The organism is Thermus arciformis (assembly GCF_900102145.1).
Lineage (GTDB): Bacteria > Deinococcota > Deinococci > Deinococcales > Thermaceae > Thermus > Thermus arciformis.
Genome location: NZ_FNBC01000009.1, coordinates 43931 through 67505, shown reverse-complemented (window position 1 = coordinate 67505; position 23575 = coordinate 43931). Strand labels below are relative to the sequence as shown.

23 protein-coding genes are annotated in these 23575 nt (G+C 68.6%); 16 read left to right on the top strand and 7 right to left on the bottom strand.

Translation table 11 applies throughout. The features are described 5' to 3' along the window. The first annotated feature begins 118 nt into the window (after positions 1-118). From BLP62_RS05010 to BLP62_RS04970, 9 genes are all read left to right on the top strand, one after another. Complete coding sequence (locus tag BLP62_RS05010) at positions 119-1291, top strand: branched-chain amino acid ABC transporter substrate-binding protein (protein ID WP_093006487.1); 1173 nt, start codon at positions 119-121, stop codon at positions 1289-1291. 64 nt (positions 1292-1355) lie between these two features. Beyond that, complete coding sequence (locus BLP62_RS05005) at positions 1356-2324, top strand: branched-chain amino acid ABC transporter permease (protein WP_093006485.1); 969 nt, start codon at positions 1356-1358, stop codon at positions 2322-2324. Continuing rightward, a complete protein-coding gene (locus BLP62_RS05000) occupies positions 2321-3649 on the top strand; it encodes a branched-chain amino acid ABC transporter permease (protein WP_093006483.1) in 1329 nt (442 codons plus the stop codon). The genes BLP62_RS05005 and BLP62_RS05000 overlap by 4 nt, the downstream gene beginning before the upstream one ends. Then, a complete protein-coding gene (locus BLP62_RS04995; RefSeq protein ID WP_093006481.1) occupies positions 3646-4425 on the top strand; it encodes an ABC transporter ATP-binding protein in 780 nt (259 codons plus the stop codon). The genes BLP62_RS05000 and BLP62_RS04995 overlap by 4 nt, the downstream gene beginning before the upstream one ends. Next, entirely contained in the window at positions 4422-5135 is a 714-nt protein-coding gene (locus BLP62_RS04990) for an ABC transporter ATP-binding protein (protein ID WP_093006479.1), read from the top strand. The genes BLP62_RS04995 and BLP62_RS04990 overlap by 4 nt, the downstream gene beginning before the upstream one ends. A gap of 167 nt (positions 5136-5302) precedes the next feature. Then, entirely contained in the window at positions 5303-6886 is a 1584-nt protein-coding gene (locus tag BLP62_RS04985) for an ABC transporter substrate-binding protein (RefSeq protein WP_093006477.1), read from the top strand. 53 nt (positions 6887-6939) lie between these two features. Continuing rightward, on the top strand, positions 6940-7950 hold the full coding sequence (locus BLP62_RS04980; protein ID WP_093006475.1) for an ABC transporter permease: 1011 nt from the start codon (positions 6940-6942) through the stop codon (positions 7948-7950). Positions 7951-7954: 4 nt separating this feature from the next. Continuing rightward, positions 7955-8803: an ABC transporter permease gene (locus tag BLP62_RS04975; protein WP_093006473.1), complete on the top strand. Its 849-nt coding sequence runs from the start codon at positions 7955-7957 to the stop codon at positions 8801-8803. A 46-nt stretch (positions 8804-8849) separates the two neighbouring features. Next, entirely contained in the window at positions 8850-9896 is a 1047-nt protein-coding gene (locus tag BLP62_RS04970) for a protease complex subunit PrcB family protein (protein ID WP_093006471.1), read from the top strand. A gap of 2 nt (positions 9897-9898) precedes the next feature. On the opposite strand, the gene BLP62_RS04965 is transcribed toward BLP62_RS04970, so the two are convergent. The 6 genes from BLP62_RS04965 to BLP62_RS04940 are packed head-to-tail and all read right to left on the bottom strand — an operon-like array spanning position 9899 to position 17127. Beyond that, positions 9899-11050 (bottom strand): bifunctional folylpolyglutamate synthase/dihydrofolate synthase, encoded by a 1152-nt coding sequence (locus tag BLP62_RS04965; RefSeq protein ID WP_093006469.1) that lies wholly within the window; start codon positions 11048-11050, stop codon positions 9899-9901. Between the two features lie 3 nt (positions 11051-11053). Then, entirely contained in the window at positions 11054-12856 is a 1803-nt protein-coding gene (locus tag BLP62_RS04960) for an ABC transporter ATP-binding protein (RefSeq protein ID WP_093006467.1), read from the bottom strand. Further along, positions 12853-14592, bottom strand: a complete 1740-nt coding sequence (locus BLP62_RS04955; protein WP_093006465.1) for an ABC transporter ATP-binding protein — start codon at positions 14590-14592, stop codon at positions 12853-12855. The genes BLP62_RS04960 and BLP62_RS04955 overlap by 4 nt, the downstream gene beginning before the upstream one ends. A gap of 56 nt (positions 14593-14648) precedes the next feature. After that, positions 14649-15479, bottom strand: coding sequence for a hypothetical protein (locus tag BLP62_RS04950; protein ID WP_093006463.1), 831 nt, complete (start codon positions 15477-15479; stop codon positions 14649-14651). Between the two features lie 5 nt (positions 15480-15484). Further along, a complete protein-coding gene (locus tag BLP62_RS04945) occupies positions 15485-16474 on the bottom strand; it encodes a M20/M25/M40 family metallo-hydrolase (RefSeq protein WP_093006461.1) in 990 nt (329 codons plus the stop codon). Next, on the bottom strand, positions 16474-17127 hold the full coding sequence (locus BLP62_RS04940; RefSeq protein ID WP_093006459.1) for a response regulator: 654 nt from the start codon (positions 17125-17127) through the stop codon (positions 16474-16476). Before BLP62_RS04940 ends, BLP62_RS04945 begins: the two co-directional genes overlap by 1 nt. A gap of 37 nt (positions 17128-17164) precedes the next feature. Here BLP62_RS04940 and BLP62_RS04935 point away from each other — a divergent pair, with 37 nt between their 5' ends. Further along, positions 17165-18394, top strand: a complete 1230-nt coding sequence (locus tag BLP62_RS04935) for a class I SAM-dependent RNA methyltransferase (RefSeq protein WP_093006457.1) — start codon at positions 17165-17167, stop codon at positions 18392-18394. On the opposite strand, the gene BLP62_RS14340 is transcribed toward BLP62_RS04935, so the two are convergent. Continuing rightward, entirely contained in the window at positions 18380-19348 is a 969-nt protein-coding gene (locus BLP62_RS14340; protein WP_093006455.1) for a LysM peptidoglycan-binding domain-containing M23 family metallopeptidase, read from the bottom strand. The two genes, BLP62_RS04935 and BLP62_RS14340, sit on opposite strands and share 15 nt — an antisense overlap. Positions 19349-19377: 29 nt before the next feature. Between BLP62_RS14340 and aroQ the strand changes: the two genes are divergently transcribed. The 6 genes from aroQ (at position 19378) to BLP62_RS04900 (ending at position 23516) form a co-directional block, all read left to right on the top strand. Then, positions 19378-19818 carry a type II 3-dehydroquinate dehydratase gene (gene aroQ, locus BLP62_RS04925; protein WP_093006453.1) on the top strand — a complete coding sequence of 147 codons (441 nt, stop codon included), beginning with the start codon at positions 19378-19380 and terminating at the stop codon, positions 19816-19818. 2 nt (positions 19819-19820) lie between these two features. Then, entirely contained in the window at positions 19821-20000 is a 180-nt protein-coding gene (locus BLP62_RS04920; RefSeq protein ID WP_093006451.1) for a cupin domain-containing protein, read from the top strand. Between the two features lie 123 nt (positions 20001-20123). Next, the gene (gene gyrA / locus BLP62_RS04915; protein ID WP_093006449.1) at positions 20124-22541 is read left to right on the top strand and encodes a DNA gyrase subunit A; all 2418 of its coding nucleotides are present in this window, start codon (positions 20124-20126) and stop codon (positions 22539-22541) included. Next, the gene (gene cutA / locus BLP62_RS04910) at positions 22541-22852 is read left to right on the top strand and encodes a divalent-cation tolerance protein CutA (protein ID WP_093006447.1); all 312 of its coding nucleotides are present in this window, start codon (positions 22541-22543) and stop codon (positions 22850-22852) included. The genes gyrA and cutA overlap by 1 nt, the downstream gene beginning before the upstream one ends. Next, positions 22849-23274: a nucleotidyl transferase AbiEii/AbiGii toxin family protein gene (locus tag BLP62_RS04905; RefSeq protein ID WP_093006445.1), complete on the top strand. Its 426-nt coding sequence runs from the start codon at positions 22849-22851 to the stop codon at positions 23272-23274. Before cutA ends, BLP62_RS04905 begins: the two co-directional genes overlap by 4 nt. Then, positions 23271-23516, top strand: coding sequence for a hypothetical protein (locus tag BLP62_RS04900; protein ID WP_093006443.1), 246 nt, complete (start codon positions 23271-23273; stop codon positions 23514-23516). The genes BLP62_RS04905 and BLP62_RS04900 overlap by 4 nt, the downstream gene beginning before the upstream one ends. Positions 23517-23575 lie beyond the last annotated feature (59 nt).

Below are 23575 nucleotides of genomic sequence, written 5' to 3'. Positions count from 1 at the left end.
GAGATATACACCCGTCCTCCTGACCTTTGCAAGGCAAGCCCGCGGGGCATTGACAAACCCACCTACCCCCCCCTTAGAATAGGGCCGCAACGCGAACGCGTGCTCAAGGAGGTCTCTTATGAGGAAAATCGGGCTTCTGGTAGCAGGTGCGGCTGCGCTGGGCATGGCCTTGGGGCAGGCCAACGTGATCAAGATCGCCACCCAGTCCCCCCTTTCCGGCCCCCAGGCCGCCCTCGGCGAGCAGATCAAGCTTGGGGCGGAGCTTGCCGTGGAGGAGGCCAAGCCCCGGTTCAAGGCCTTGGGCTTTGACCTGGTCCTGGTCCCCTACGACGACCAGGCCAACCCCGACGTGGGCGTGGCCAACGCCAACCGCATCATCAACGACCCCGACATCCTGGGGGTGGTGGGCCACCTGAACTCCGGCGTGGCCATCCCCTCCAGCGAGGTCTACGCCCGGGTGAACCTGGTGATGGTCTCCCCGGCCAACACCAACCCCCGGGTCACCGACCGCAGGCTTCCCAACGTAAACCGCATCTGCGGGCGCGACGACGTCCAGGGGCCCGTGGGGGCGGAGTACGCCTTCAACAACCTGAAGGTGAAGAACGTCTTCATCATCCACGACAAGACCGCCTACGGCCAGGGCCTGGCGGAGGAGTTCAAGAAGCGCCTCGAGGCCTTGGGCGGCAAGGCGGTGGCCTTCGTGGGCACCGAGGAGCAGTCCAACTTCACCCCCATTATCAACCAGATCCGGGGCGCCCGGCCCGTGCCTGAGCTCATCTACTTCGGGGGCATCTACAGCCAGGTGGGGCCCTTCCTGAAGCAGCTCCGCGAGCGCGGCGTGAAGACCCGGCTCATGGGCGGCGACGGCCTGGACTCCAGCGAGCTCGTGCGCCTGGCGGGCAAGGAAAACGCCGCCGGCACCTTCTACACCACGGTGGCGGGCCCCGTCTCCGCCTTCCCCAAGGCCAAGGCCGTGGCCCAGCGCTTCAAGCAGAAGTACGGCAAGGACATGGAGGGCTTCGGCATCTACGCCTACGACGCGGCCAACGTGATCCTCACCGCCCTGGAAAACGCCATCAAGGCCGCCGGCGGCAAGAAGCCCACCCGGGAGCAGGTGAGCCAGGAGGTGCGCAAGGTCAAGATGGAGGGGCTCACCGGCACCATTGAGTTTGACGACAAGGGCGACAACAAGAAGGCCAAGTACTTCGTCATGCAGGTGGCCGCAAGCGGCAACTGGGCCGACAACAAGCTCATCCGCGTGATTGAGATGGCGGCCCCCGGCGCCAAGTAAACTCCGGGAAAAAGGGAGGGGGTGGCCTAAAGGCCACCCCCTTGGCCCGGAGAAAGGAGGACCTTTGCTAGAGCAGATCCTCTCCATCCTGCCCCAGGTGATCTTTGACGGCCTGGTGCTGGGGTTCGTCTACGCCATGGTGGCCTTGGGGTACACCATGGTCTACGGCGTCTTGGAGCTCATCAACTTCGCCCACTCCGAGATCTTCATGATCGGGGCCGTGGTGGGGGTGGAGGTCTTCCGCTACTTGGCTCCCCAGGTGCCTAACGGCTTCCTTCTCCTCCTCATCGCCCTCCTCCTGGGCGGGGCCATCGCCGGGGCCACCGCCATCCTGGTGGAGCGCTTCGCCTACCGCCCCTTGCGCAAGCGGGGCACCACCAACCGCCTGGTCCCCCTCATCACCGCCATCGGGGTCTCCTTCATCCTCCAGGACCTGGTGCGCCTCATTGAGGGTCTCTGGCACAACGAGTTCTTCCTGCGCATGCGCACCGTGGAGGACCTGGAGGGCTCCTTTGACCTCTTCGGCGGAGCCATCTTCGTCCAGACCAAGTCCCTCGTCCTCATCCTGGTCTCCATGGCCATGCTGGTGGGCCTCACCTACCTGGTGAACCGGACCAAGCTAGGGGTGGCCATCCGCGCCGTGGCCCAGGACCTCCAGACCGCAAGCCTCATGGGCATTGACCCAGACCGCATCATCTCCCGCACCTTCCTCATCGGCGGCTCCCTGGGCGGGGTGGCGGGGGTGCTCTTCGCCCTGCAGTACACCACGGTCAACCCCTACGTGGGCTTCCTGCCCGGGGTCAAGGCCTTCACCGCCGCCGTCTTGGGCGGGATCGGCAACATCCCCGGGGCCATGCTGGGCGGGCTGGTGCTGGGCCAGCTGGAGAACTTCTTCGGCACCTACCTGCCCATCCTGACAAACGGCAACTTCGGCACGGAGTACAAAGACGTGGTGGCCTTCCTCATCCTCATCCTCATCCTCCTCTTGCGGCCCCAGGGCCTCCTGGGGCAGGTGGTCAAGGAGAAGGTATGAGCGCCCTCGCCTTCGCCCTAAACCTAGGCTACCTGGCCCTCGCCTTCTTGGCCCCAGGGGCTTTGAGCAACCTCTTTGGGCTAGGGGCGCTTCTCTACACCGCCTTCGCCCGCCTCTCCCCGAACGCCCGCGCCCTCAACCTGGCCCTCCTCACCCTGGCCTTCACCCTGAACCTGCAGCGCTCCGGCAACACCCTGGGCCTCATCGGCCTGGTGGGCATCCTGGTGGCCCTCACCACCTTGCCCAAAATCCCCACCTGGGTCCGGGCGCTTTTGGGCCTGGCCATCCTCCTCCTTTCCGTGCCCATCGCGGGGTTCGCCAACACCTTCATCTTTGAGCTGGGCATCCAGATCGGCATCTACGCCGCCATGGCCCTGGGGCTCAACGTGGTGGTGGGCATGGCCGGGCTTTTGGACCTCGGTTACGCCGCCTTCTTCGCCGTGGGGGCCTACACCTGGGCCATCTTCGGCTCGGAGCAGGCCAAGAACTTCCTCCAGGGGAACTTCCCCCTCCCCGGGGAGTACATGTACCTCTTCATGGGGATCGCCATCGTCACCACCGCCATCACCGGCCTCCTCATCGGCCTGCCCGCCCTGCGCCTCCGGGGGGACTACCTGGCCATCGTCACCCTGGGCCTAGGGGAGGTGGTGCGGATCCTGGCCAACAACCTGGACCACCCCATCAACATCACCAACGGCCCCCAGGGCATCACCCCCGTCCAGCGACCCCCCATAGACGGGTTCCGGAACCTCATGGCCCACCTGGGCGTCCCCCTGGACCGGACCACGGACTACCAGCTCTTCTTCTACCTCCTGGTCCTCCTCATGATCGGCCTGGTGGTCCTGGTGAACGTGAACCTGGCCAACTCCCGCTTTGGCCGGGCCTGGGTGGCCATCCGGGAGGACGAAATCGCCGCCCGCTCCATGGGCATTCCCCTCCTGCCCACCAAGCTCCTGGCCTTCATGACCGGGGCGGCCTTCTCCGGGGTCATGGGGGTCATCTTCGCCGCCCAGCGCACCTTCGTCTCCCCCGAGTCCTTCACCCTCCTCGCCTCCATCACCATCCTGGGCATGGTGATCCTGGGGGGGATGGGCTCCATCCCCGGGGCCATCCTGGGGGCGGCCGCCCTCACCATCCTGAATCTGGACATCCTCAAGACCTTCAGCGAGTTCGTGCGCACCAGCTTTCCCCAGCTCCCAAGCCAGGTGGACCCCGCCAAGTACGAGCGGCTGGTCTTCGGCCTCGTCCTGGTGCTCATGATGATCTTCCGCCCCGAGGGGCTCATCCCGGAAAGGCGCCACCGGGCGGAGATGGAGGAAGCATGAAGGCCCTCGAGGTCCAAGGCGCCACCAAGCGCTTCGGCGGCCTGGTGGCCGTGAACAACGTGAGCCTTACGGTGAACCAGGGGGAGATCTTCTCCGTCATCGGCCCCAACGGGGCGGGCAAGACCACCTTCTTCAACCTCCTCACCGGCATCTACGCCCCCGACGAGGGCCGGATCTTCCTCTTCGGAAAGGACATCACCGGCTTCCCCCCCGACCGGGTGGCCAAAGAGGGGGTGGGGCGCACCTTCCAAAACATCCGCCTCTTCGGGGCCATGACCGTCTTGGAAAACCTCCTGGTGGGCATGCACGTCCACATCCGCGTCCCTTACTTCCACGCCCTCTTCCGCACCCCCCTGGCCCAAAGGGAGGAGCGCCGCGCCAAGGAGGAGGCGGAAAGGCTTCTCGCCTATGTGGGCCTCCTCCACCGGAAGGACGAGCTAGCCAAGAACCTCCCCTATGGGGAGCAGCGCAAGCTGGAGATCGCCCGGGCCCTGGCCCTAAAGCCCAGGCTCCTCCTCCTGGACGAGCCCGCCGCGGGGATGAATCCCAAGGAGACGGAGGAGCTTCAGGCCTTCATCCAGAGGCTCCGGGCGGAGCTCGGCATCACCGTGGTCCTCATTGAGCACGACATGCGCCTCGTGATGCGCATCTCCGACCGCATCGCCGTCTTGGAGTACGGCTCCAAGATCGCCGAGGGCACCCCCGAGGAGGTGCGCAAGAACCCCCGGGTCATTGAGGCCTACCTGGGCAAGGGGGCGGCGGGAGGTGCAGCGTGAGCCTTCTGGAGCTAAAGGACGTCCACACCTACTACGGGCACATCCACGCCCTAAAGGGGGTCTCCCTCCGGGTGGAGGAGGGGGAGATCGTGACCCTCATCGGCTCCAACGGGGCGGGGAAGTCCACCACCTTGCGCACCATCAGCGGCCTGGTGAGGCCAAGGCAGGGGGAGGTGCTCTTCCAAGGAAAGCCCATCCACCGCCTTCCCGCACACCAGATCGTGGCCCTGGGGGTGGGGCACGTGCCCGAGGGGCGCAGGATCTTCCCTCGGCTCACCGTGGAGGAGAACCTGGAGATCGGGGCCTACCTGGAGAAGGACCGCAAGGTGGTGCAGGCGCGAAAGGAAGAGGTCTACGCCCTCTTCCCCAGGCTCTACGAGCGCCGCCAACAGAAGGGGGGGACGCTTTCGGGGGGCGAGCAGCAGATGCTGGCCATCGGCCGGGCCCTCATGCAAAACCCGAGGATCCTCCTCATGGACGAGCCTTCCATGGGGCTCGCCCCCGTCTTGGTGGACTTCATCTTTGAGATCATCCAAAGGCTCAACCGGGAGGGGCGGACCATCCTCCTGGTGGAGCAAAACGCCCGCCTCGCCCTCCAGATCGCCCACCGGGGCTACGTCCTCGCCACGGGGGAGATCACCCTCTATGGGCTCGCCAGGGAGCTTGCGGAAAACCCCGAGGTGCAGAAGGCCTACCTGGGGGAGGGCTGATACCAGCCCATGGTGGCCCAAGGGCCCGGCGGGGATCTTGGGCGGCAGGGGGGCCAAGGAAGCAGGGAAAAGGGGATGAGGGGGATACCTCAAGCTTGCGCCCCCAAGGGGGGGCGCTTTATACTTGGTCCGGCACACCAAGGGGAAAGACCCCAGAAAGGAGCCATATGAAGAGGAAAGTCCTGCTTGGCCTTCTGGCAGCCCTGGGCCTCGGGTTCGCCCAGAAGACCCTGGTCTTCGGGGCCAACGGGGAGCCGGTGAGCCTCGAGCCCGGCAACATCACGGACGGCATCTCCATCTACGTGCAGCGGCAGATCTACGACACCCTGGTGGACTTCAAGCCGGGGAGCACGGAGGTCACCGCGGGCCTGGCCACGAGCTGGTACAGCAGCCAAGACGGCAAGGTCTGGACCTTCCGCCTGCGCCAGGGGGTGCGGTTCCAGGACGGCACCGAGCTCACCGCCGAGGCGGTGAAGTTCAACGTGGAGCGCTGGTGGGACCCCAAGAACCCCACCCGCATTGACGCCGCCGCCCGCTACGAGATCTGGCCCGAGCTCTTCGGGGGCTTCAAGGGGGACCCTGGCTCCCTCCTGAAGGAAGTCCAGGTGGTGGACAAGTACACGGTGCGCTTCGTCCTCACCCAGCCCTTCCCCGCCTTCCCCGCCGCCATCGGCTCGGGCTACTTCGGCATCGCAAGCCCCGCCGCCATCCAGAAGGACGGGGCCAGGTACGGCTCCCCCACGGGGAGCGCCGTGGGCACGGGGCCCTTCCGCCTGGTGGAGTGGCGGCCCGGGGAGCAGATCGTCCTGGAGCGGAACCCCTCCTACTGGAAGAAGGGCTTCCCCAAGGTGGACCGGGTGGTCTTCCGGGTGATCAAGGACCCCGCCGCCCGCCTGGCGGCCCTCAAGGCCGGGACCATTGACTTCACCACCGACATCCCTCCCGCCAACCTCAAGGACCTCGAGGCCGACAAGAACCTGGACCCCGTCTTCCGGCCCTCCTTCAACGTGGGCTACCTGGCCCTGAACCCCGCCTACAAGCCCCTCTCCGACCCCCGGGTGCGCCAGGCCATCGCCATGGCCATCAACAAGAAGGCCATCGTCCAGGCCTTCTGGGGAAAGCTTGGCGTCACCGACGGCCACTTCACCCCGCCCTCCATGAAGGCCTTCCAGTCCCCCAAGGTGACGGACTACGAGTTCAACCCGCAGAAGGCCAAGGCCCTCCTGGCGGAGGCGGGCTACCCGAACGGGTTTGATCTGGAGCTTTGGTACATGCCCGTCTCCCGCCCCTACTTCCCCACCCCCAAGGAGATCGCCGAGGCCATGGCCGCCGACCTCTCGGCCCTTGGCATCCGGGTGAAGCTCCAGACCAAGGACTGGGCGAGCTACCTGGCCGACCGCAAGAAGGCCCCCGGCTTCCAGGCCTACATGCTGGGCTGGACCGGGGACTACGGCGACCCGCAGAACTTCTACGACCCCCACTTCGCCTGCCCCATCGCTGACCTCTTTGACGCCTCGGGCCAGCCCCTTTGCGTGAAGGAGCTTGGGGACCTCCTCACCAAGGCGGCCACCACCCCGGGCCTCGAGGAGCGCAAGCGGCTCTACCAGCAGGCGGACGAGCTCACCTTCAGCCTGGCCCTGCGCATCCCCATCGTCCACTCCCAGCCCCTCCTGGCCAAGCGGAAGAACATCAGCGGCTGGACCCCGAGCCCCTTGGGCTCCGAGTCCTTTGAGACCATAGAGAAGCGCTAAGGGCTCCCGCCCCGGGCCCCCTTCGGGGGGTCCGGGCTTTTTGAGGCGAAAAAATGGGAAGCTACGTTTTGCGAAGGCTCCTGGGGCTTTTCCCCGTGCTCCTGGGCATCACCCTCTTGGTCTTCGCCTTCCTCCAGCTCATCCCCGGGGACCCCGCCCAGGCCATCCTGGGGGAGCGGGGCACGCCGGAGCAGCTTGCGGCCCTTCGGGAAAAGCTCGGGCTCAACCGCCCCCTTTACGTCCAGTACCTCACCTTCCTGAAGGGCGTCCTCACGGGGGACCTGGGCCAAAGCGCCGTCTCCACCATCCCCGTGGCCGAGGAGCTAAAAAGGCGCTGGCCCGCCACCTTTGAGCTGGCGGTGAGCGCCACCCTGGTGGCCGTGGTCCTGGGGATCCCCGTGGGCATCCTGGCGGCGGTGCGCAAGAACAGCCTCCTGGACACCCTCTCCATGAGCCTCTCCCTGGTGGGGGTCTCCATGCCCGTGTTCTGGCTGGGCCTCCTCCTGGTTTACCTCTTCGCTGTGAACCTCCACTGGCTCCCCACGGGGGGAAGGCTCTCCACGGACCTGGCCCTGGACTTCCGGCCCCTCACCGGCTTTTTGGTCTTAGACGGCCTCCTCACCCTCAACCTCCCGGTCCTCTGGGACGCCCTAAGGCACCTCGTCCTCCCCGCCCTCACCCTGGGCACCATCCCTTTGGCCATCCTCACCCGCATCACCCGGAGCGCCATGCTGGAGGTCCTCTTCCAAGATTACGTGCGCACCGCCCGGGCCAAGGGCCTCTCCGAGCGCCAGGTCATCCTGAAGCACGCCCTGAAGAACGCCCTCCTCCCCGTGGTGACCATCATCGGCCTGCAGTTTGGGACCCTTTTGGGCGGGGCCATCCTCACGGAGACCATCTTCTCCTGGCCCGGCATCGGCTCTTACATCTACGAGGGCATCCTCAACCGCGACTACCCCGTGGTGCAGGCGGGGGTGCTGGTGGTGGCCATGGCCTTCGTCCTCGTCAACCTCCTGGTGGACCTCTCCTACGCCCTCCTAGACCCCCGCATCCAGTACCGGTGAAGCCATGGAAACCCCGACGCGTCAAGCCCTTCGGCGCTTCCTGAAGTCCCCTTCCGGCAAGGTGGGGCTCGCCCTCACCCTCCTTCTCGTCCTCCTCGCCCTCTTCATCCCCCTCCTCAAGCCCTACGACCCGGCCACGGACCGGGACTACCTGAACCGGCTCAAGCCTCCCTCCCTGGAGCACCCCTTCGGCACCGACCACCTGGGCCGGGACATCTTCACCCGGGTGCTCCACGGAAGCCGCATCTCCTTGCAGGTGGGGGTGATCTCGGTGAGCCTCGGCCTCTTCCTGGGCACCCTCCTCGGCCTTTTGGCCGGGTTCTACCGGGGAAGGGTGGAGCTTTTCATCGGCTGGCTCGCCGACCTGCTTTTGGCCTTCCCGGGAACCCTCCTCGCCATCGCCATCGTGGCCGTGTCCGGCCCCAGCCTGCAAAACGCCATGCTGGCCATCGGCATCGTGCAGGTGCCCGTCTACATCCGCCTGGCCCGGTCCATGGTCCTCTCCCTAAGGGAGCAGGACTTCGTGCAGGCGGCCTTCGCCCTGGGGGCGGGAAACGGGCGCATCCTCCTCAAGCACATCCTCCCGGGCACCCTGCCGCCCCTCGTGGTCCAGGCCACCCTCTCCATCGGCACGGCCACCCTCGAGGCCGCCGCCTTGGGCTTCCTCGGCCTCGGGGCCCAGCCCCCCGCCCCGGAGTGGGGGGCCATGATCGCCGACAGCTTCAAGGGCGGCTACGCCATGAACGCCCCCTGGACCATGGTCTTCCCGGGGCTTTTCATCATGCTCACGGTGCTGGCCTTCAACCTCCTGGGAGACGGCCTCCGGGACGCCCTGGACCCCAGGAGCCGCTAAAGGAAAGCTCAAAGGGGCGGCCGAGGAGGGGAAGTATCATGGAACCATGAGGAAAGGCCTGCTCCTTCCCCTGCTCCTCCTCCTCGCCGCCTGCGAGGTGCTGGAGGGCTCCCGCTACCGCGTGGCCGAGGCCCAGCTCCTCTTCCCCGAGGCCACGGAGCGCTGGACCTACTTCTACGGCGAGCCCCGGGAGGTGCGCCTGGGGGAGAAGACCCTAAGGCTCACACCCTCCAAAGGGGAAAGCCTCTGGGCCGTGCCCGGGACCCTCTGGGTGGAGGACAGCCCCCTCCTCCGGGAGGTGGGCCCCGCCCTGAGGCCCTTGGCCGAGGCGGTGCGGGGGGTTTCGGGAAGCCTCCTGGAGGTGCGCACCCAGACCGACCTTCGCGCCACCTGGCTCTACGACGGGGCGGGTTGGGTCAGGCTCACGGGAGGCCTCAAGGAGGGGGAAAGGCGCACCCTGGTCCAGCCCGCAAGCTACCAGACCCCGGACCTCTACGCCTTCACCGGCGCGGAGACCCAGGTGCTCCTGCGGGAGGTCCTGGCCCGGCGGGGAGGGCGGCAGGTGGTGCTCTTTGAGCTGGCCGAGCCAGTGCTCAGGCCCCTTTCCCTGGACCCCGCCCCCGACGTTTACCGGGTGGGGGCCCTCCTCGTGCAGTACGGGCTTAGAGTGGAGCTGGTGAGCCCCCCTGCGCCCCTCTACCGGGTCTTGGACAAGGGGACCAACGCCGCCTACGCCGAAACCGAGCCCCGGGCCTACCTGGCCAACACCCCCGCCCGCTTCGCCGAGGTCTGGGCCCTGGCCGTGGGGAACCGCCTCCCCCGACCCCCCGCCCCCAGCGTGGACTTCCGCACCCGGAGCGTGGCCGCCTTCTTCTGGGGGCTGAAGCCCACGGGAGGGTACGGGGTGGAGGTGGCCGGGGTCACCTACGCCGGGGACAGCGCCCGGGTAGTCCTCTCCCTCACCTCCCCCAGGCCCGGGGCCATCGTCACCCAGGCCCTCACCAGCCCCTACGTGATCCTCGAGCTCAACCGGGTGCGCCGGGTGGTCTTCGCCGACCCCTCGGGGCGCGTCCTGGCGGAGGACCGGGAGTAGCCCTAGGGGGCGAGGGAAGGCCGCAAGGCCCCCACCAGGTACAAGGAGCCCGTGGCCAGGACGGGAAGGCCGTCTTCCCTCGCCCGCGCCAGGGCATCCGCCAGGGCCTCCTGGGGGTCCTCAAAGAAGGGCTCCCCCAGCTCCCGCCCCAAGGCCCCCTCCCCGGCCCGGGCGTAGCGGACGCTTTTCGCCTTGGGAAGGAGGTGGGCGAGGATGCCCCCCACGTCCTTCCGGGGAAAGGCGCCGAAGAGAAGGTGGTAGCCGGCAAACTCCCGGGCCAGGGCCTCCGCCGCCTGGGGGTTGTGGGCCCCGTCCAGATAGACCTCCACCCCCTCCACCAAAAAGCGCTCAAGCCGCCCGGGGTTCTTGGCCTCCCGTAGCCCCCTGGCGATGGCCTCTTCCGGAAAGCCCAAAAGCCTCAAGGCGGCCGCCGCCAGGCGGGCGTTTTCCTCCTGGAAGGCCCCTTTAAGGCCAGGCGGGGCGGGGAGGGCGAAGAGGGGGTCTTCGGGGTCCAGGGCGTAGAAGGGGCACCCCCTCGCCTCCGCCACCTTCCGGGCCACCTCGAGGCCCACCCCCCTCGCCCCCGTGACCACGGGGACCCCAGGGCGGAAGGCCCCCGCCTTCTCCCGGGCCACGGCCTCGAGGGTGCCCCCCAGGGCCTCGAGGTGGTCTTCCCCCACGTTGGTGAGCACCGTGAGGGCCACCCGGGAAAGGGCGTTGGTGGCGTCCTTCTCCCCCCCCACCCCCGCCTCCACCGCCGCCAAGGCCACCCCCACCTCCCGGAAGTGGAGGAAGGCGAGGGCGGTGGCCAGGTCAAAGAAGCCCGGGGGCTCGGGCCAGGCCTCCCCCCTGGCCCACTCCACGAAGGCCACCACCCGCTCCTCGGGAACGAGGCCCAAGTGGGTGCGGACCCTCTCCCGGAAGTCCACCAGGTGGGGGCTGGTGTAGGCCCCGTGGGCGAGGCCCAGGGCCCGGAAGGCGGCCTCGAGGTAGGCCACCACGCTCCCCTTGCCGTTGGTGCCGAGGACGTGCACCGCCGGGAAGGCCCCCTCGGGGTGGCCGAGGCGGGCGAGAAGCGCCCTCACCCGCTCCGTCCCCCTGGGCCCCTGTCGCCTCCTTTTGTAAAGCCATTCCAAGGCTTCCCGGTAGGTCATGGCCTAGTCCGCGTACTGCAGGCGGTAGAGGGTGGCGTAGTACCCGCCCTTCTCCAAGAGGGCCTCGTGGGTGCCTTCCTCCACCAGGCGCCCTTTACGGAAGACCAGGATGCGGTCCACCCTGCGGATGGTGGAGAGGCGGTGGGCGATGAGGATGGAGGTCCGCCCCTCCATGGCCTTGTAGAGGGCCTCCTGCAGGCGGGCCTCCGTCTCCGAGTCCACGTTGGCCGTGGCCTCGTCCAGGATGAGGAGGATGTCGGGGCTCATGAGGAGGGCCCGCACCAGGGCCAAAAGCTGCTTCTCCCCCGTGGAAAGCCCCGCCCCCCTCTCCCCCAAGGGGGTGTGGTACCCCTGGGGCAGGCGCAGGATGGCCTCGTGCACCCCCAAGAAGCGGGCCACCTCCACCACCTTCTCCTCGGGGATGGAGGGGTCAAAGAGGCGGAGGTTGTCCAAGACCGTGCCGGAGAAGAGGAAGGGGTCCTGGAGGACGATGCCGATGTGGCGGCGAAGCTCCTCCTGGCGGTAGGCCCGCACGTCCTCCCCGTCTATGAGGACCTGGCCCCTTTGGGGGTCGTAGAAGCGGGCGATGAGGCTCACCACGCTGGTCTTCCCCGCCCCCGTGGCCCCCACCAGGGCCACCTTCTCCCCCGGGCGGATGTGGAAGGACACCCCCCTAAGCACCCAGTCCCCCTCCGAGGGCGCCACGCCCTTGGGGGTGTAGGCCAGCCAGACGTCCCTAAACTCCACCTCTCCCCGGAAGCGGTGGATGGGCTTGGGGTCCTCGGGGTCCTTGAGCTCTTCCTCCGTGTCCAAAACGCCGAAGATGCGCTCGGCGCTGGCCATGGCCCCCTGGAAGAGGTTGAACTTGTCCGAGAGGTCCTGCAGGGGCTGGAAGAGCTGGCGGGTGTAGTCCACGAAGGCCACGAGAAGCCCCAAGGAGGCCACCCCCCGCACCACCTCCCCCCCGCCATAGAAGAGGAGCCCCGCCACCGCCAGGTCGCCCAGGAAGCCCACCAGGGGGAAGAAGAGGGCGAACCAGCGCACGATCTCCACCCAGGCCTGGAGGAGGTCTTGGCCCAGGCGGTCAAACTTCTCCTCCCGCTCCTTCTCCTTGACAAAAAGCTGGATGGTTTCCACCCCGGAGAGGTTCTCCTGAAGCGCGGCGTTAAGGCGGGCAAGCCTTAGGCGCATCTCCCGGTAGGCGGTGCGCATCCCCTGGCGCACCCAGGCGGTGACCCAAAGGAGCACGGGCACCACCAGGAGGACCACCAGGGTGAGCTTGGGGCTTAGGGCGAGCATGAAGGCGAGGAGACCGAAGAGGGTGAAGAAGTCGGCGATGACCCCCACGAGCCCCCCGGTGATGAACTGGTTGATGGCGTCCACGTCGGAGGTGATGCGGGTCATGAGGCGGCCCACGGGGTTTTTGTCGTAGAAGCCCGGGTGGAGGCGCATGAACTTGGCGAAGAGGGCGCTCCTCAGGTCAAAGAGCACCCGCTGGCCCACCCACTGGATGAGGTAGGTCTGGCCGTAGGTGGCGGCGAAGTTCACCCCCCGCACCAGCAAAAAGCCCAGGCTCACCCAAAGGAGGAGCTGGAACCTCTCCGCCAGGGGCTTGGCCTCCTTGGGCACGAAGGCCCCGTCCACGGCCCACTTGAAGAAAAGGGGGGTGGCCGCGGCGGTGAGGGTGGTGAGGAGGAGGAAGAGGAGGGCGAGGCCCACCTGCAGGCGGTACGGCTTGACGTACTGGAGGATGCGGGCGAAGAGCACCCAGTCAAAGGCCTTGGTGTAGGCGTCCTCCTGGGTCATCCCTCCACCTCCCGCTCCATGCGCTGGATGCGGTCCAGCTCGGCGTAGAGCCCGCCGGCCTCGAGGAGGCTCTCGTGGGTGCCCTCCTCCACGATCCTCCCCCCGTCCAGGACGATGATCCAGTCGGCGTGGCGCAGGGTGGCGGTGCGGTGGGAGATGAGGAAGGTGGTCTGCCGCCCCAAGACGGTCTTCAGGCCCTGAAGGATCCTGGCCTCCGTCTCGGTGTCCACGGCGCTTAGGGCGTCGTCCAGGATGAGGATCTTGGGCCTTTTGGCCAGGGCCCGGGCCAGGGCCACCCGCTGCCGCTGCCCCCCGGAGAGGGTGATGCCCCGCTCCCCTAAGACCGTCTCGTAGCCCTTGGGGAAGGAGAGGATCTCCTCATGGATCCCGGCAAGCCGCGCCGCCCACTCCACCCGCTCGCGGTCTAGGCGGTCCAGGCCGAAGGCGATGTTTTCCAAAAGGGTTTCGCTGAAGAGGAAGGGCTCCTGAGGCGCCACCCCCACCGCCTGGCGCAGGGCCTTTAGGGGCAGGCGGCGGGCCTCGTACCCCCCCACCCACACCCGCCCCTCCGTGGGGTCCAGGAGGCGGGGCACCAGGGCGGCGAGGAGGCTCTTGCCCGACCCCGTGCGCCCGGTGATGCCCAGGGTCATCCCCTCGGGGACGGTGAGGGTGAGGTTCTTGAGGAGCCAGCGCCCATCGGCCCAAAGCCCCACCCCCTCCAGGCGCACCTCCCCGGAGAGGGCCTCGGGGCCGATGGGCAGAGGGTCCTCGTCCCGGACCTTGGGCTCCTGGTCCAGAAGCTCCAGGAGGCGCTTCAGGCTGGTGAGCCCCCGCTGGTACATGGCCATGACCCAGCCCAGGCCCAGGATGGGCCAGGTGAGCTGGGCCAGGTAGGCGTTGAACTGCACCAGCTCCCCTAGGGTCATCTCGCCGCGGACCACCATCCTCCCCCCCACCCACAAGACGGTGAGGAAGGCGAAGCCCATGAGGAAGCCCAGGAGGGCCTCCATGGGGCCTTCCACCCGGGCGAGGGCCAGGCTCTTTTCCACGTAAACCCGGTTGAGCTCCTGGAAGCGGGAGAGCATCCGGCCCTCCAGGGCGTACCCCTTCACCACCCGGATGCCGCTGAAGGCCTCCTGGGCCAGGGTGCTGATGCGGTCAAAGGCCTCCTGGGCCTCGCGGTAGCGGCGGTCCACCAGCCGGAGGAGGTAGAACATGAAGAGGGCGATCACCGGCAGGATCAGGGTGAGGTAGAAGGCCAGGCGGGGGTCCACGGCGTACATGGAGCCGAAGGCCAGGAGGACGAGAAAGGAGAGGCGGCTTCCCATCATGATCCCCGGGCCCACCATCTCCCGCACCGCGGAGAGGTCGGTGTTCAGGCGGTTCATGAGGTCCCCCACCCGGGTCTTCTGGTAGAAGCTCCGGTCCAGGCGGAGGAGGTGGTGGAAGAGGTCCCGCCTTAGGTCGTACTCCACCTGGCGGCTCGCCACCACCGCCAGGCGGCGCATGGCGTAGGAGAGGAGGGCCGAGATGGCGGCGGCGAGGAGAAGGTAGAGGGCGTACCGCCCGTAAGGCCCCCCGTGGCCCACGGCGTCCACGCTCAGGCGGAGGAAGTAGGGCCCCAGGACGAAGAAGAAGATGGAGGCCAGGCCCGCCAAGACCCCCAGGAGGTAGCGGCCTCGGTAGGGGTAGAGGTAGGGGAGGAGGCGGAAGAGGAGGGCTGACCGCTCGGTCATGCCCTTAAGTCTACCCCAGAGGGCTTCGGGCTCAAGGAAGGAGGCCACAGAAGGCCTTAGCCTTCCATCTCCCGCTTGAGGGCCTTTAGCTCCCCTTCCCAGTCCTCCCCCAGGGTGAGGAGGCGGTGGGGCTTGGTGAGCCTCCGGGCCGCCTTCCGGAGGAGGCCCGGGATGGGGGGGCAGGCGTAGGAGACCACCAGGAGAAGGGCCTTCACCCGGCCCAGGCGGTGGAGGTAGTGCACCATGCCCAAAAGCTCCCGGTCCGTGGGGAGGTCCACGGGAAGAAGCCTCGCCCCTTCCTCCCGGAGGCGCTCGGGGGGCTGGTCGGGGAAGTAGGGGAAGAGGTCCACCCGGGCCAAGGCCTCCGCCACCCCTTGGCGGAAGCCCTCGTCCTCCAGGAGGTAGGGCTGGGCCACCACCCCCACGTTCCCCGGGGGGGTCTTGAGGGGCGGAGGGGGCTTGAGGAGGCTCTTGGTCCGGTCCAGGGCCCGGCCCACCAGCATGGGGTTTTGGGTGAGGATCTGGCCGATCTCCCCCGCCCGGCCCAAGGCCTTTTCGGAAAGCTCCGCGGGCACCTTGAGCACCGGGGGAAGCCCGGGGAAGTAGCGGAGGAGGGCGGCCTCGAGGTCCAGAAGCCAGGGGCACTGCCCCCCACCCCGCTCCGACTCCACCCCCCCTTGGAGGTCGGGGAGGAGGAGGTAGTCCACCCCCCGTTCCTTCAAGGCCTCCACCTGGGCCAGAAGCCCCTGCACGGGCAGGCAGTAGGGCAGGCGGGGATCGGGGTCCGCGGGGGCCCGCACCACCTCCACCCCCAAGGCGCCGAGGTAAGCCTCCCAGAAGGCCAGGTACCGGCGGGAAAGGAAGCCCTGAAGGACGCCCACGCGCATAGGGTCTATCCTACGCCCAGGGCCCGGAGAAAGGAAAGGAGCACCCGCCGCCCCTCGTGGAGGCTTTGGGGGAGGACCCACTCCTCCTCGGTGTGGGCCCCGCCTCCCCGGTAGACCCCCAGGGCCAGGGCGGGGATGCCCCGCTCCACGGCGGCGCTGGCGTCGGTGGAGCCCGCCTGGAAGAGGGGGGTTTCCCCGATGGTCCGCAAGGCCTCCCTCGCCGCCCGCCTCAGGTCCTCCGTGGCCGTGGCCCCGGCGGGCCTTTCCCCCAGGACCTCGAGGCCCCACTCCACCCGGTGCCCCCGGGCCACCTCCTGGAGCACCGCCTTGGCCTGGGCGAAGCGCCGGGCGAGCTCCTCCTTGGCCTCGGCCCGGATCTCCAGGAGGGCCGAGGCCTCCTTGGGCAGGGCGTTCACCGCCTGCCCCCCCTGGAGGGCGCTGGCGTTCAGGCTTAGGCCCTTCTCCCCCCCAAAGAGCCCGTGGAGGCGGTGAAGCGCCTCCGCCAGGGCGAAGACGGGGTTGGGCCTTCCCCGGTCCCCCCAGGCGTGCCCCCCGGGGCCCAGGAAGCGGACCCGGAAGCGCACCGAGCCCAGGGCCCGGTCCACCACCCCCGGGAGGTAGCCGTCCACGGCCACCACCAGCTTAGGGCGGAGGGCCGCCACCAGGGCCCGGGCCCCCTTGAGGTTCCCAAGGCCCTCCTCCCCCACGGTGAAGCCCCGCACCACCCCGGGAAGCTCGGGGAGGGAGAGGAGGACCGCCACCCCGGCGGTGTTGTCCCCGATCCCGGGGGCGTAAAGCCTCTCCCCCGCCCGCCGGGGAGGGGCCGGGGGGAGGACGGTGTCCAGGTGGGCGAGGAGGAGCACCTCCCCTTCCCCGGCCCAGACGTTCCCCAGGCCGTCCCGGCGGGCCTGGGGCAGGTGGCTTGCCACGTAGGCCCCCCTGGCCTCCTCGCCTCCCAAGGGGGCGAGCTCCAGGAGGTGGCGCACCGGGTCCACTACTCTTCCGGCTCGGGCTGGGCCAGACCCTCGCGGATGGCGTAGAGGGCGGCCTGGGTGCGGTTGTTCAGGTGGAGCTTCTGGAAGATCTCGGAGAGGCGGTTGCGCACCGTCTTCTCCGAGAGGCCGAGCTCGGCGGCGATCTCCAGGTTGGTGTAGCCCTGGGCCACCAGCTTCAGGATCTGCACCTCGCGCTCGGAGAGCTCGGCGTGCAAAGGGGCCTGCCCCTCCTTCTTGGCCCGGAAGTCCTGGATGATGTGCCCGGCGAGCTCGGCGTCCAAAAGCACCTCCCCCGCGTGCACCCGGCGGATGGCCTCAATGAGCTCCCGGGCGTCGGTGTCCTTGAGGAGGTAGCCCCGGGCCCCCGCCTTCACCGCCTCAAAGACGTAGGCGTCCTGGCGGTACATGGTGAGGATGATGACCCTGGCCTGGGGCCATTCCTTGAGGATGGCCTGGGTGGCCTGCACCCCGTCCAGGCCCGGCATCTGGATGTCCATGAGGATCACGTCGGGCTTGACCTCGAGGGCGTGGCGCATGGCCTCCCAGCCGTCCTTGGCCTCCCCCACCACCCGGAAGTCCCCCTCGGCCTCCAGCAGGCTTTTGAGCCCCTGACGGAAGAGGGCGTGGTCGTCGGCCAGAAGAACCCGGATCACCCTTCCATCATAGCGCCAAAGGGGCTAGGGTAGAGGCGTGCTCACCTTCCGCGTGGAGAAACTGGTGCCCGGGGGGTACGGCCTGGCCCGCACCCCGGAAGGGGTGGTTCTGGTGAAGGGGGCCCTTCCTGGGGAGGTGGTGCGGGGGGAGCCCAAGCGGAAAAAGGGCGCCCTCTTCCTGGAGGCCCCGGAGATCCTCGAGCCCCACCCCGAACGCTACCCCAAGCCCCTCCCCCCCTCGGCCGACCTCCCCCTCGTCTACGAGGCCCAGCTCCCCCTCAAGGAGGCCCTGGTGAAGGACGCCTTGGAGCGGATCGCCAGGCTGGAGGCCCCCTTGGCCCCCATCCGGCCTTCCCCTAAGGCCCTCGCCTACCGCACCGCCGCCCAGTATGCCCGCCACCCCCTGGGAGGGCTCGCCTACCGCCTGCCGGAAAGCCACGAGCTCTACCCCCTGGAGGAAGACCCCCTGGTGGCCGAGCCCCTGGCCTGGGCCCTGGGGGTGCTCAGGCTTTGGCCCCTCCCCACGGAGGAGGTGGCCCTTAGGGGAAGCCTCCTAGAGGGCAAGGTCCTCCTGGGGCTCATCGGGGGAAGCCCGGAAGCCCTCAAGCGGCCCGCCAAGGCCCTTGTGCGGGAGGGCTTCGCCGGGGTGGTCTGGGCCGAGCCCTCCCCCAAGGGGCGCTTCCGGGGCCGGGTCACGCCCCTCGCCGGGGAGCGCACCCTCCTCGAGGCCTTCGGACCCCTCACCGCCACGGTGAGCGTGGAGAGCTTCGCCCAGGTGAACCCCCCGGCCATGGGGCTTCTCCTGAAGGAGGCAAGGGGGCTGGTCCTCGGGGGGAAGAGGGCCCTGGAGCTCTACGCGGGCTCCGGCCTCCTCTCCCTCCTCCTCTCCCCCCGCTACCAGGAGGTGGTGGCGGTGGAGATCAGCAAGGAGGCGGTGCGCCGCGGGGAGATGGACCGGAAGCGGCTTGGGGTGGAAAACCTCCGCTTCCACCGGGGGGACGTCCGGGAGGCGGCGGGGCTTGGGGCCTTTGACCTCGTGGTGGTGGACCCGCCCCGGGCGGGGCTTTCCCCCGAGGTGCGGGCCTACCTCAAGGAGACCCGCCCCCGGGAGGTCCTCTACGTGGCCTGCGACCCCTCCACCTGGGCCCGGGACGTGGGGGAGCTCGCCCGGGAGGGCTACCGCCTCGCCTTCGCCCGGCCCTACGACTTCTTCCCCTTCACCCACCACGTGGAGGTCCTCTCCCTCCTCCGCCTAGGGGAGGGGTAGGCCAACGAAGAAGGGACCCGGGTCCACGGGCACCCCGAAGAGGCGCACCTCCAGGTGCAGGTGGGGCCCCGTGGAAAGCCCCGTGCTCCCCGAAAGCCCCAGCACCTGCCCGGCCCGCACCCTATCCCCTGGGCGCACCTTCCGCGCCTCCAGGTGCCAGTACCCCGTGCAAAGCCCCGCCCCGTGGGCCACCACCACCGCCTCGCCCCGCACCTTGAGCCTCTCCGAGAGGACCACCACCCCGTCCGCCACCGCCCTCACCGGGGTACCGGGGGAGACGGCGTAGTCCAGGCCCTCGTGGTAGGAGGTGAAGAGGCCCCCATAGCGCCTCCGCACGCCGAAGGGGCTGGTGGTCCGCCCCGAGAGGGGGGGCCGGAAGGCGAGGCCGAGGGGCATGGGGCCCTCCCGGGGGCAGGCCGCCACCACCTTCTCCCGCTCGGCCTTCAGGGCGGGGTCCTGGAGGAGGGCCTTGAGGCCCGGGGAAAGGGCCAGGGCCTCCTGGCCGTACCCCCCGGGGGCGACGGGAAGGGAGAGGGGGACCTCCTCCCCCTCCAGGAGAAGGCGCAAGGGGGAGGCCTTGGGCTCCGCCAGGGCGGGCACCGGGAGGAGGCCCCAAAGGACACCCCCCTGGGAAAAGAGGGGCGCCCTTACCCCCAGGAACTCGGCGTACCCTTCCCGGTAGCCCTCCACCCTGAGGCCGAAGGCCTTTCCCTGGACGGGAGGGGCCACGAGGGCCTTCCCCCGGGGCAGGGGGAACTCCAGGAAGGGGCGGACCCAAAGCCTCTGCCCCACCCGGATGCGGTTCGGGTCCTTAAGCCCGTTGGTCCGGGCGAGGACCTCCACCGTGGTGCCATAGCGCTTGGCGATGGCGAAGAGGGTCTCCCCCGGGGCCACCACGTGGACCTGGGCCCAGGCGAGGGCCAGGAAGAGCACCAACCCCCAAAGGCGTCCCATGGGCTTATCCTAGGGGGAAAGGAGCCCCTATGGTCCTCATCCTGAACGGACCCAACCTGAACCTCCTGGGCAGGCGGGAGCCCGAGGTCTACGGCCGCACCACCCTGGAGGAGCTCGAGGCCCTCTGCGAGGCCTGGGGGGCGGAGCTCGGCCTTGGCGTGGCCTTCCGCCAGACGAACTACGAGGGCCAGCTCATTGAGTGGGTGCAGCAGGCCCACCAGGAGGGGTTTTTGGCCATCGTCCTGAACCCCGGGGCCCTCACCCACTACTCCTACGCCCTCCTGGACGCCATCCGCGCCCAGCCCCTCCCCGTGGTGGAGGTCCACCTCACGAACCTCCACGCCCGGGAGCCCTTCCGCCAGCACTCCGTCACCGCCTCGGCCTGCCGGGGCGTGGTCTCCGGTTTCGGGCCCCTCTCCTACAAGCTGGCCCTGGTCTACCTGGCGGAGGTCCTCGAGGTGGGGGGTTAGGCGTGGAACTCCACCGCAAACGCCCCACGGAAAGAGGAAGCCCTGAGTGGTTCCCGGGGGAGGTCCTACTGGAAACCCTCCTTTCCGCAAAGGAGGGGGAAAGCCTCCTCCTCGTACGCTTCGCCCCTAAGGCCCCCACCGCCTGGCACACCCACCCCAAGGGCTGGAGGGAATGGGCCTGAGGAGGCCTACCTCGAGGCCGCCCGGGAGGCTTTAGAAAGATCGGGGATTTTCTAAGGTTTAGCCCCGAAGAAAGCCCGCGTGCTATAATGGGAAGTGGCGTCTAAACGCCTTCTAGGAGCGCTATGGCCCAGGTACTGCCTGTAGAGATCACCGAGGAACTCAAGCAGAGCTTCATCAACTACGCCATGTCCGTCATCGTGGACCGGGCCCTGCCCGACGTGCGGGACGGGCTCAAGCCGGTCCAGCGGCGGATCCTCTTCGGGGCCTACCAGGAGGGGGTGCTCCCGAACCGCAAGCACGTGAAGAGCGCCAAGATCGTGGGCGAGGTCATGGGCAAGTACCACCCCCACGGGGACGCCGCCATCTACGAGGCCCTGGTGCGCATGGCCCAGCCCTGGAACCTGCGCTACCCCCTCATGGACGGCCAGGGGAACTTCGGCTCCATAGACGGCGACCCCCCGGCGGCCCAGCGCTACACCGAGGCGAGGCTCTCCCCCATCGGGGCGGAGATGCTTTTGGACATAGACAAGGAGACGGTGGACTTCCGCCCCAACTACGACGGCTCCCTCAAGGAGCCCGAGGTCCTGCCCTCGGCCATTCCCAACCTCCTGGTGAACGGGGCGAGCGGCATCGCCGTGGGCATGGCCACGAGCCTCCCACCCCACAACCTCAAGGAGGTGGTGGACGCCCTGGTGGCCATGATTGAGAACCCGGGGATCACCCTGGAAGAGGTCATGCGCCACCTCCCCGGCCCCGACTTCCCCACCGGGGGGAGGCTTTCCCAAAGGGGCATCAAGGAGGCCTACGCCACGGGGCGGGGAAGCCTCAAGGTGCGGGCCAAGGTGCGGGTGGAGGAGAAGGGCCAGCGCCCCATGCTGGTGGTCACGGAGATCCCCTACCAGGTGAACAAGGCGAGCCTCATCGCCCAGATCGCCGCCCTGGTCAAGGCCAAGAAGCTGGAGGACATCGTGGCCCTCCGGGACGAGTCCGACCGCCAGGGCCTGAGGATCGCCATTGAGCTCAAACGGGGGGCCAACCCCCAGGTGGTCCTGAACCAGCTCTACAAGCACACCGCCCTCCAGACCTCCTTCACGGTGAACCTCCTGGCCATCGTGAACGGGGAGCCCAAGGTCCTCTCCCTCCTGGAGCTCATGCGCCACTACCTGGACCACCGCAAGGAGGTCCTAAGGCGCAAGAGCCTCTTTGAGCTAAGGAAAGCGGAGGAAAGGGCCCACATCCTGGAAGGGCTCCTCATCGCCCTGGACCACATTGACGAAGTCATCGCCTTGATCCGGGCCTCCGAGGACGCGGCCCAGGCCCGGGCCGGCCTCCAGGAGCGCTTTGGCCTAAGCGAGGCCCAGGCCCAGGCCATCCTGGACATGCGCCTCCAGCGCCTGGTGGCCCTGGAGCGGGAGAAGCTTTTGGAGGAGTACCGGGAGCTCATGGAGGAGATCGCCCGCCTGAAGGCGATCCTCGAGGACGAGTCCCGCCTCCTCGCCGAGGTCAAGGCCGACCTCCTCCGAGTCAAGGAGAAGTACGGGGACGAACGGCGCACCCTCATCACCGAGTTTGAGGAGACCTTCAACCCCGAGGACCTCATTGAGGACGAGCCCATGGTCATCACCCTCACCGCCCAAGGGTTCCTGAAGCGCCTCCCCCTGGAGAGCTACCGGGCCCAGGGCCGGGGGGGGAAGGGGCTTCTGGCGGGCAGGACCAAGGAGGAGGACGAGGCCACCCAGGTCTTCGTGGCCGACGCCCACGACGACCTCCTCCTCTTCACCAACCGGGGCCGGGTCTACCGCCTCAAGGTCTACGAGCTCCCCGAGATGGGCCGCCAGGCCCGGGGCGTCCACGTGAAAAGCCTCCTTCCCCTAAGCGAGGACGAGGAGGTGGCGGCCCTCCTCTCCGTGCGGGGCCTGGACCAGGAAGGGTACCTGGTCTTCGCCACGGAGCGGGGGCTCATTAAGCGCACCGCCCTCAAGGAGTACCAAAACCTGGGCCAGGCGGGCCTCATCGCCATAAGGCTCCAGGAGGGGGACCGCCTGGTGGGGGTCGCCCTCTCCGACCTCGAGGACGAGGCCATCCTGGCCACCCACGAGGGCCAGGCCATTCGCTTCCCCCTGGAGGAGGTGCGGGCCACGGGCCGGGACAGCCAGGGGGTGACCGGCATCCGCTTCAAGAAGCCCCAGGACCGGGTGGTCTCCCTGGTGACGGTGAAGCCCGGGGAGATGGTGGACCTCCTCTCCGTGAGCACCCGGGGCTACGGCAAGCGCACCCCCCTCGCCGAGTACCCCTTGCAGGGCCGGGGCGGGATGGGGGTCATCACCTACGCCGCCTCCCCCAAGGTGGGCCGCCTCGCCGCCCTCCTCAAGGTGCGGGGCACGGAGGACCTCCTGGTGCTCTCCAAGAGGGGCCTCGCCATCCGCACCCCCGTGGCCGAGATCCGGCAGTACTCCCGGGCCACCGCCGGGGTCAAGGTGATGAACCTCCCCGAGGAGGACGAGGTGGCGAGCGCCTTCGTGGTGGAGGAGGAGAAGTGATGGAAGAGGTGGTGCTCATCACGGTGCCGAGCGAGGAGGTGGCGAGGAGCATCGCCAAGGCCCTGGTGGAGGAGCGCCTCGCCGCCTGCGTGAACATCGTCCCCGGCCTCACCTCCATCTACCGCTGGCAGGGGGAGGTGGTGGAGGACCGGGAGCTTCTCCTCCTCGTCAAGACCACCACCCACGCCTTCCCCAGGCTCAAGGAGCGCGTGCTCGCCCTCCACCCCTACACCGTGCCCGAGATCATCGCCCTGCCCATCGCCGAGGGGCACGGCCCCTACCTGGACTGGCTCCGGGAGAACACGGGATGACCCCGGACATGCTGGACTTCCTCCGGGCCCTGCACCAAGAGGGGGCCCGGTTCCTGGTCATCGGCGGGTACGCCCTGGCCTTCTTTGGGCGGCCCCGCTTCACCAAGGACCTGGACCTCTGGGTGGACGCGGAGGAAGCCCCCGGGGTCCTCGCCGCCATCCGCCGCTTCTTCGGAGGGGATGACCTGGGCCTCACCGTGGAGGACCTGGCAAGCCCCGGCGTGGTCCAGCTGGGCTACGCCCCCAACCGCGTTGACCTGGTGATCCTGGAGACGCCCCCCTTTGACGAGGCCTTCGCCCGGGCCCTGAAGCACGAGGTGGAAGGGGTCCAAGTCTACGTGGTCCACCCCGAGGACTTTAAGGCCCTCAAGCGGGCCTTCGGGCGGCCCGTGGACCTCAGGGACTTGGAGGAGCTGGAATGAGGGAGATCCGGCCCGTGGCCCGCAGGTTCCCCCTGGACGCCCCCCCCGACGACCGGGCGGAGTGGCGGGAGGTGCCCCTGGAGGAAAGGCTTCGCGCCGTGTGGGAGATGGCCCTTTTCTGGGCGCGGCTTAGGCTCGCCGAGGCGGAAGGGCGGGGGGAGAGGGCGGAGATCGCCACCCACCGCCTCCTCCCCGTGGCGAAGAAGCGCCCCCTGGCCTCTTCCGGGAAGGGGAAAGGGTAGCCGGGGCCAGATTTTTGCAACCTTAAGGTTTACAAAATCCCCCGGGGCGTGCTAGCCTG

Excerpts from the sequence above, each read along its gene's own strand:
- BLP62_RS05010 (WP_093006487.1), top strand. The coding sequence starts at position 119 with ATGAGGAAAATCGGGCTTCTGGTAGCAGGTGCGGCTGCGCTGGGCATG.
- BLP62_RS05000 (WP_093006483.1), top strand. The coding sequence starts at position 2,321 with ATGAGCGCCCTCGCCTTCGCCCTAAACCTAGGCTACCTGGCCCTCGCC.
- BLP62_RS04995 (WP_093006481.1), top strand. The coding sequence starts at position 3,646 with ATGAAGGCCCTCGAGGTCCAAGGCGCCACCAAGCGCTTCGGCGGCCTG.
- BLP62_RS04985 (WP_093006477.1), top strand. The coding sequence starts at position 5,303 with ATGAAGAGGAAAGTCCTGCTTGGCCTTCTGGCAGCCCTGGGCCTCGGG.
- BLP62_RS04980 (WP_093006475.1), top strand. The coding sequence starts at position 6,940 with ATGGGAAGCTACGTTTTGCGAAGGCTCCTGGGGCTTTTCCCCGTGCTC.
- BLP62_RS04975 (WP_093006473.1), top strand. The coding sequence starts at position 7,955 with ATGGAAACCCCGACGCGTCAAGCCCTTCGGCGCTTCCTGAAGTCCCCT.
- BLP62_RS04970 (WP_093006471.1), top strand. The coding sequence starts at position 8,850 with ATGAGGAAAGGCCTGCTCCTTCCCCTGCTCCTCCTCCTCGCCGCCTGC.
- BLP62_RS04965 (WP_093006469.1), bottom strand. The coding sequence starts at position 11,050 with ATGACCTACCGGGAAGCCTTGGAATGGCTTTACAAAAGGAGGCGACAG.
- BLP62_RS04960 (WP_093006467.1), bottom strand. The coding sequence starts at position 12,856 with ATGACCCAGGAGGACGCCTACACCAAGGCCTTTGACTGGGTGCTCTTC.
- BLP62_RS04955 (WP_093006465.1), bottom strand. The coding sequence starts at position 14,592 with ATGACCGAGCGGTCAGCCCTCCTCTTCCGCCTCCTCCCCTACCTCTAC.
- BLP62_RS04950 (WP_093006463.1), bottom strand. The coding sequence starts at position 15,479 with ATGCGCGTGGGCGTCCTTCAGGGCTTCCTTTCCCGCCGGTACCTGGCC.
- BLP62_RS14340 (WP_093006455.1), bottom strand. The coding sequence starts at position 19,348 with ATGGGACGCCTTTGGGGGTTGGTGCTCTTCCTGGCCCTCGCCTGGGCC.
- aroQ (WP_093006453.1), top strand. The coding sequence starts at position 19,378 with ATGGTCCTCATCCTGAACGGACCCAACCTGAACCTCCTGGGCAGGCGG.
- gyrA (WP_093006449.1), top strand. The coding sequence starts at position 20,124 with ATGGCCCAGGTACTGCCTGTAGAGATCACCGAGGAACTCAAGCAGAGC.
- cutA (WP_093006447.1), top strand. The coding sequence starts at position 22,541 with ATGGAAGAGGTGGTGCTCATCACGGTGCCGAGCGAGGAGGTGGCGAGG.
- BLP62_RS04905 (WP_093006445.1), top strand. The coding sequence starts at position 22,849 with ATGACCCCGGACATGCTGGACTTCCTCCGGGCCCTGCACCAAGAGGGG.
- BLP62_RS04900 (WP_093006443.1), top strand. The coding sequence starts at position 23,271 with ATGAGGGAGATCCGGCCCGTGGCCCGCAGGTTCCCCCTGGACGCCCCC.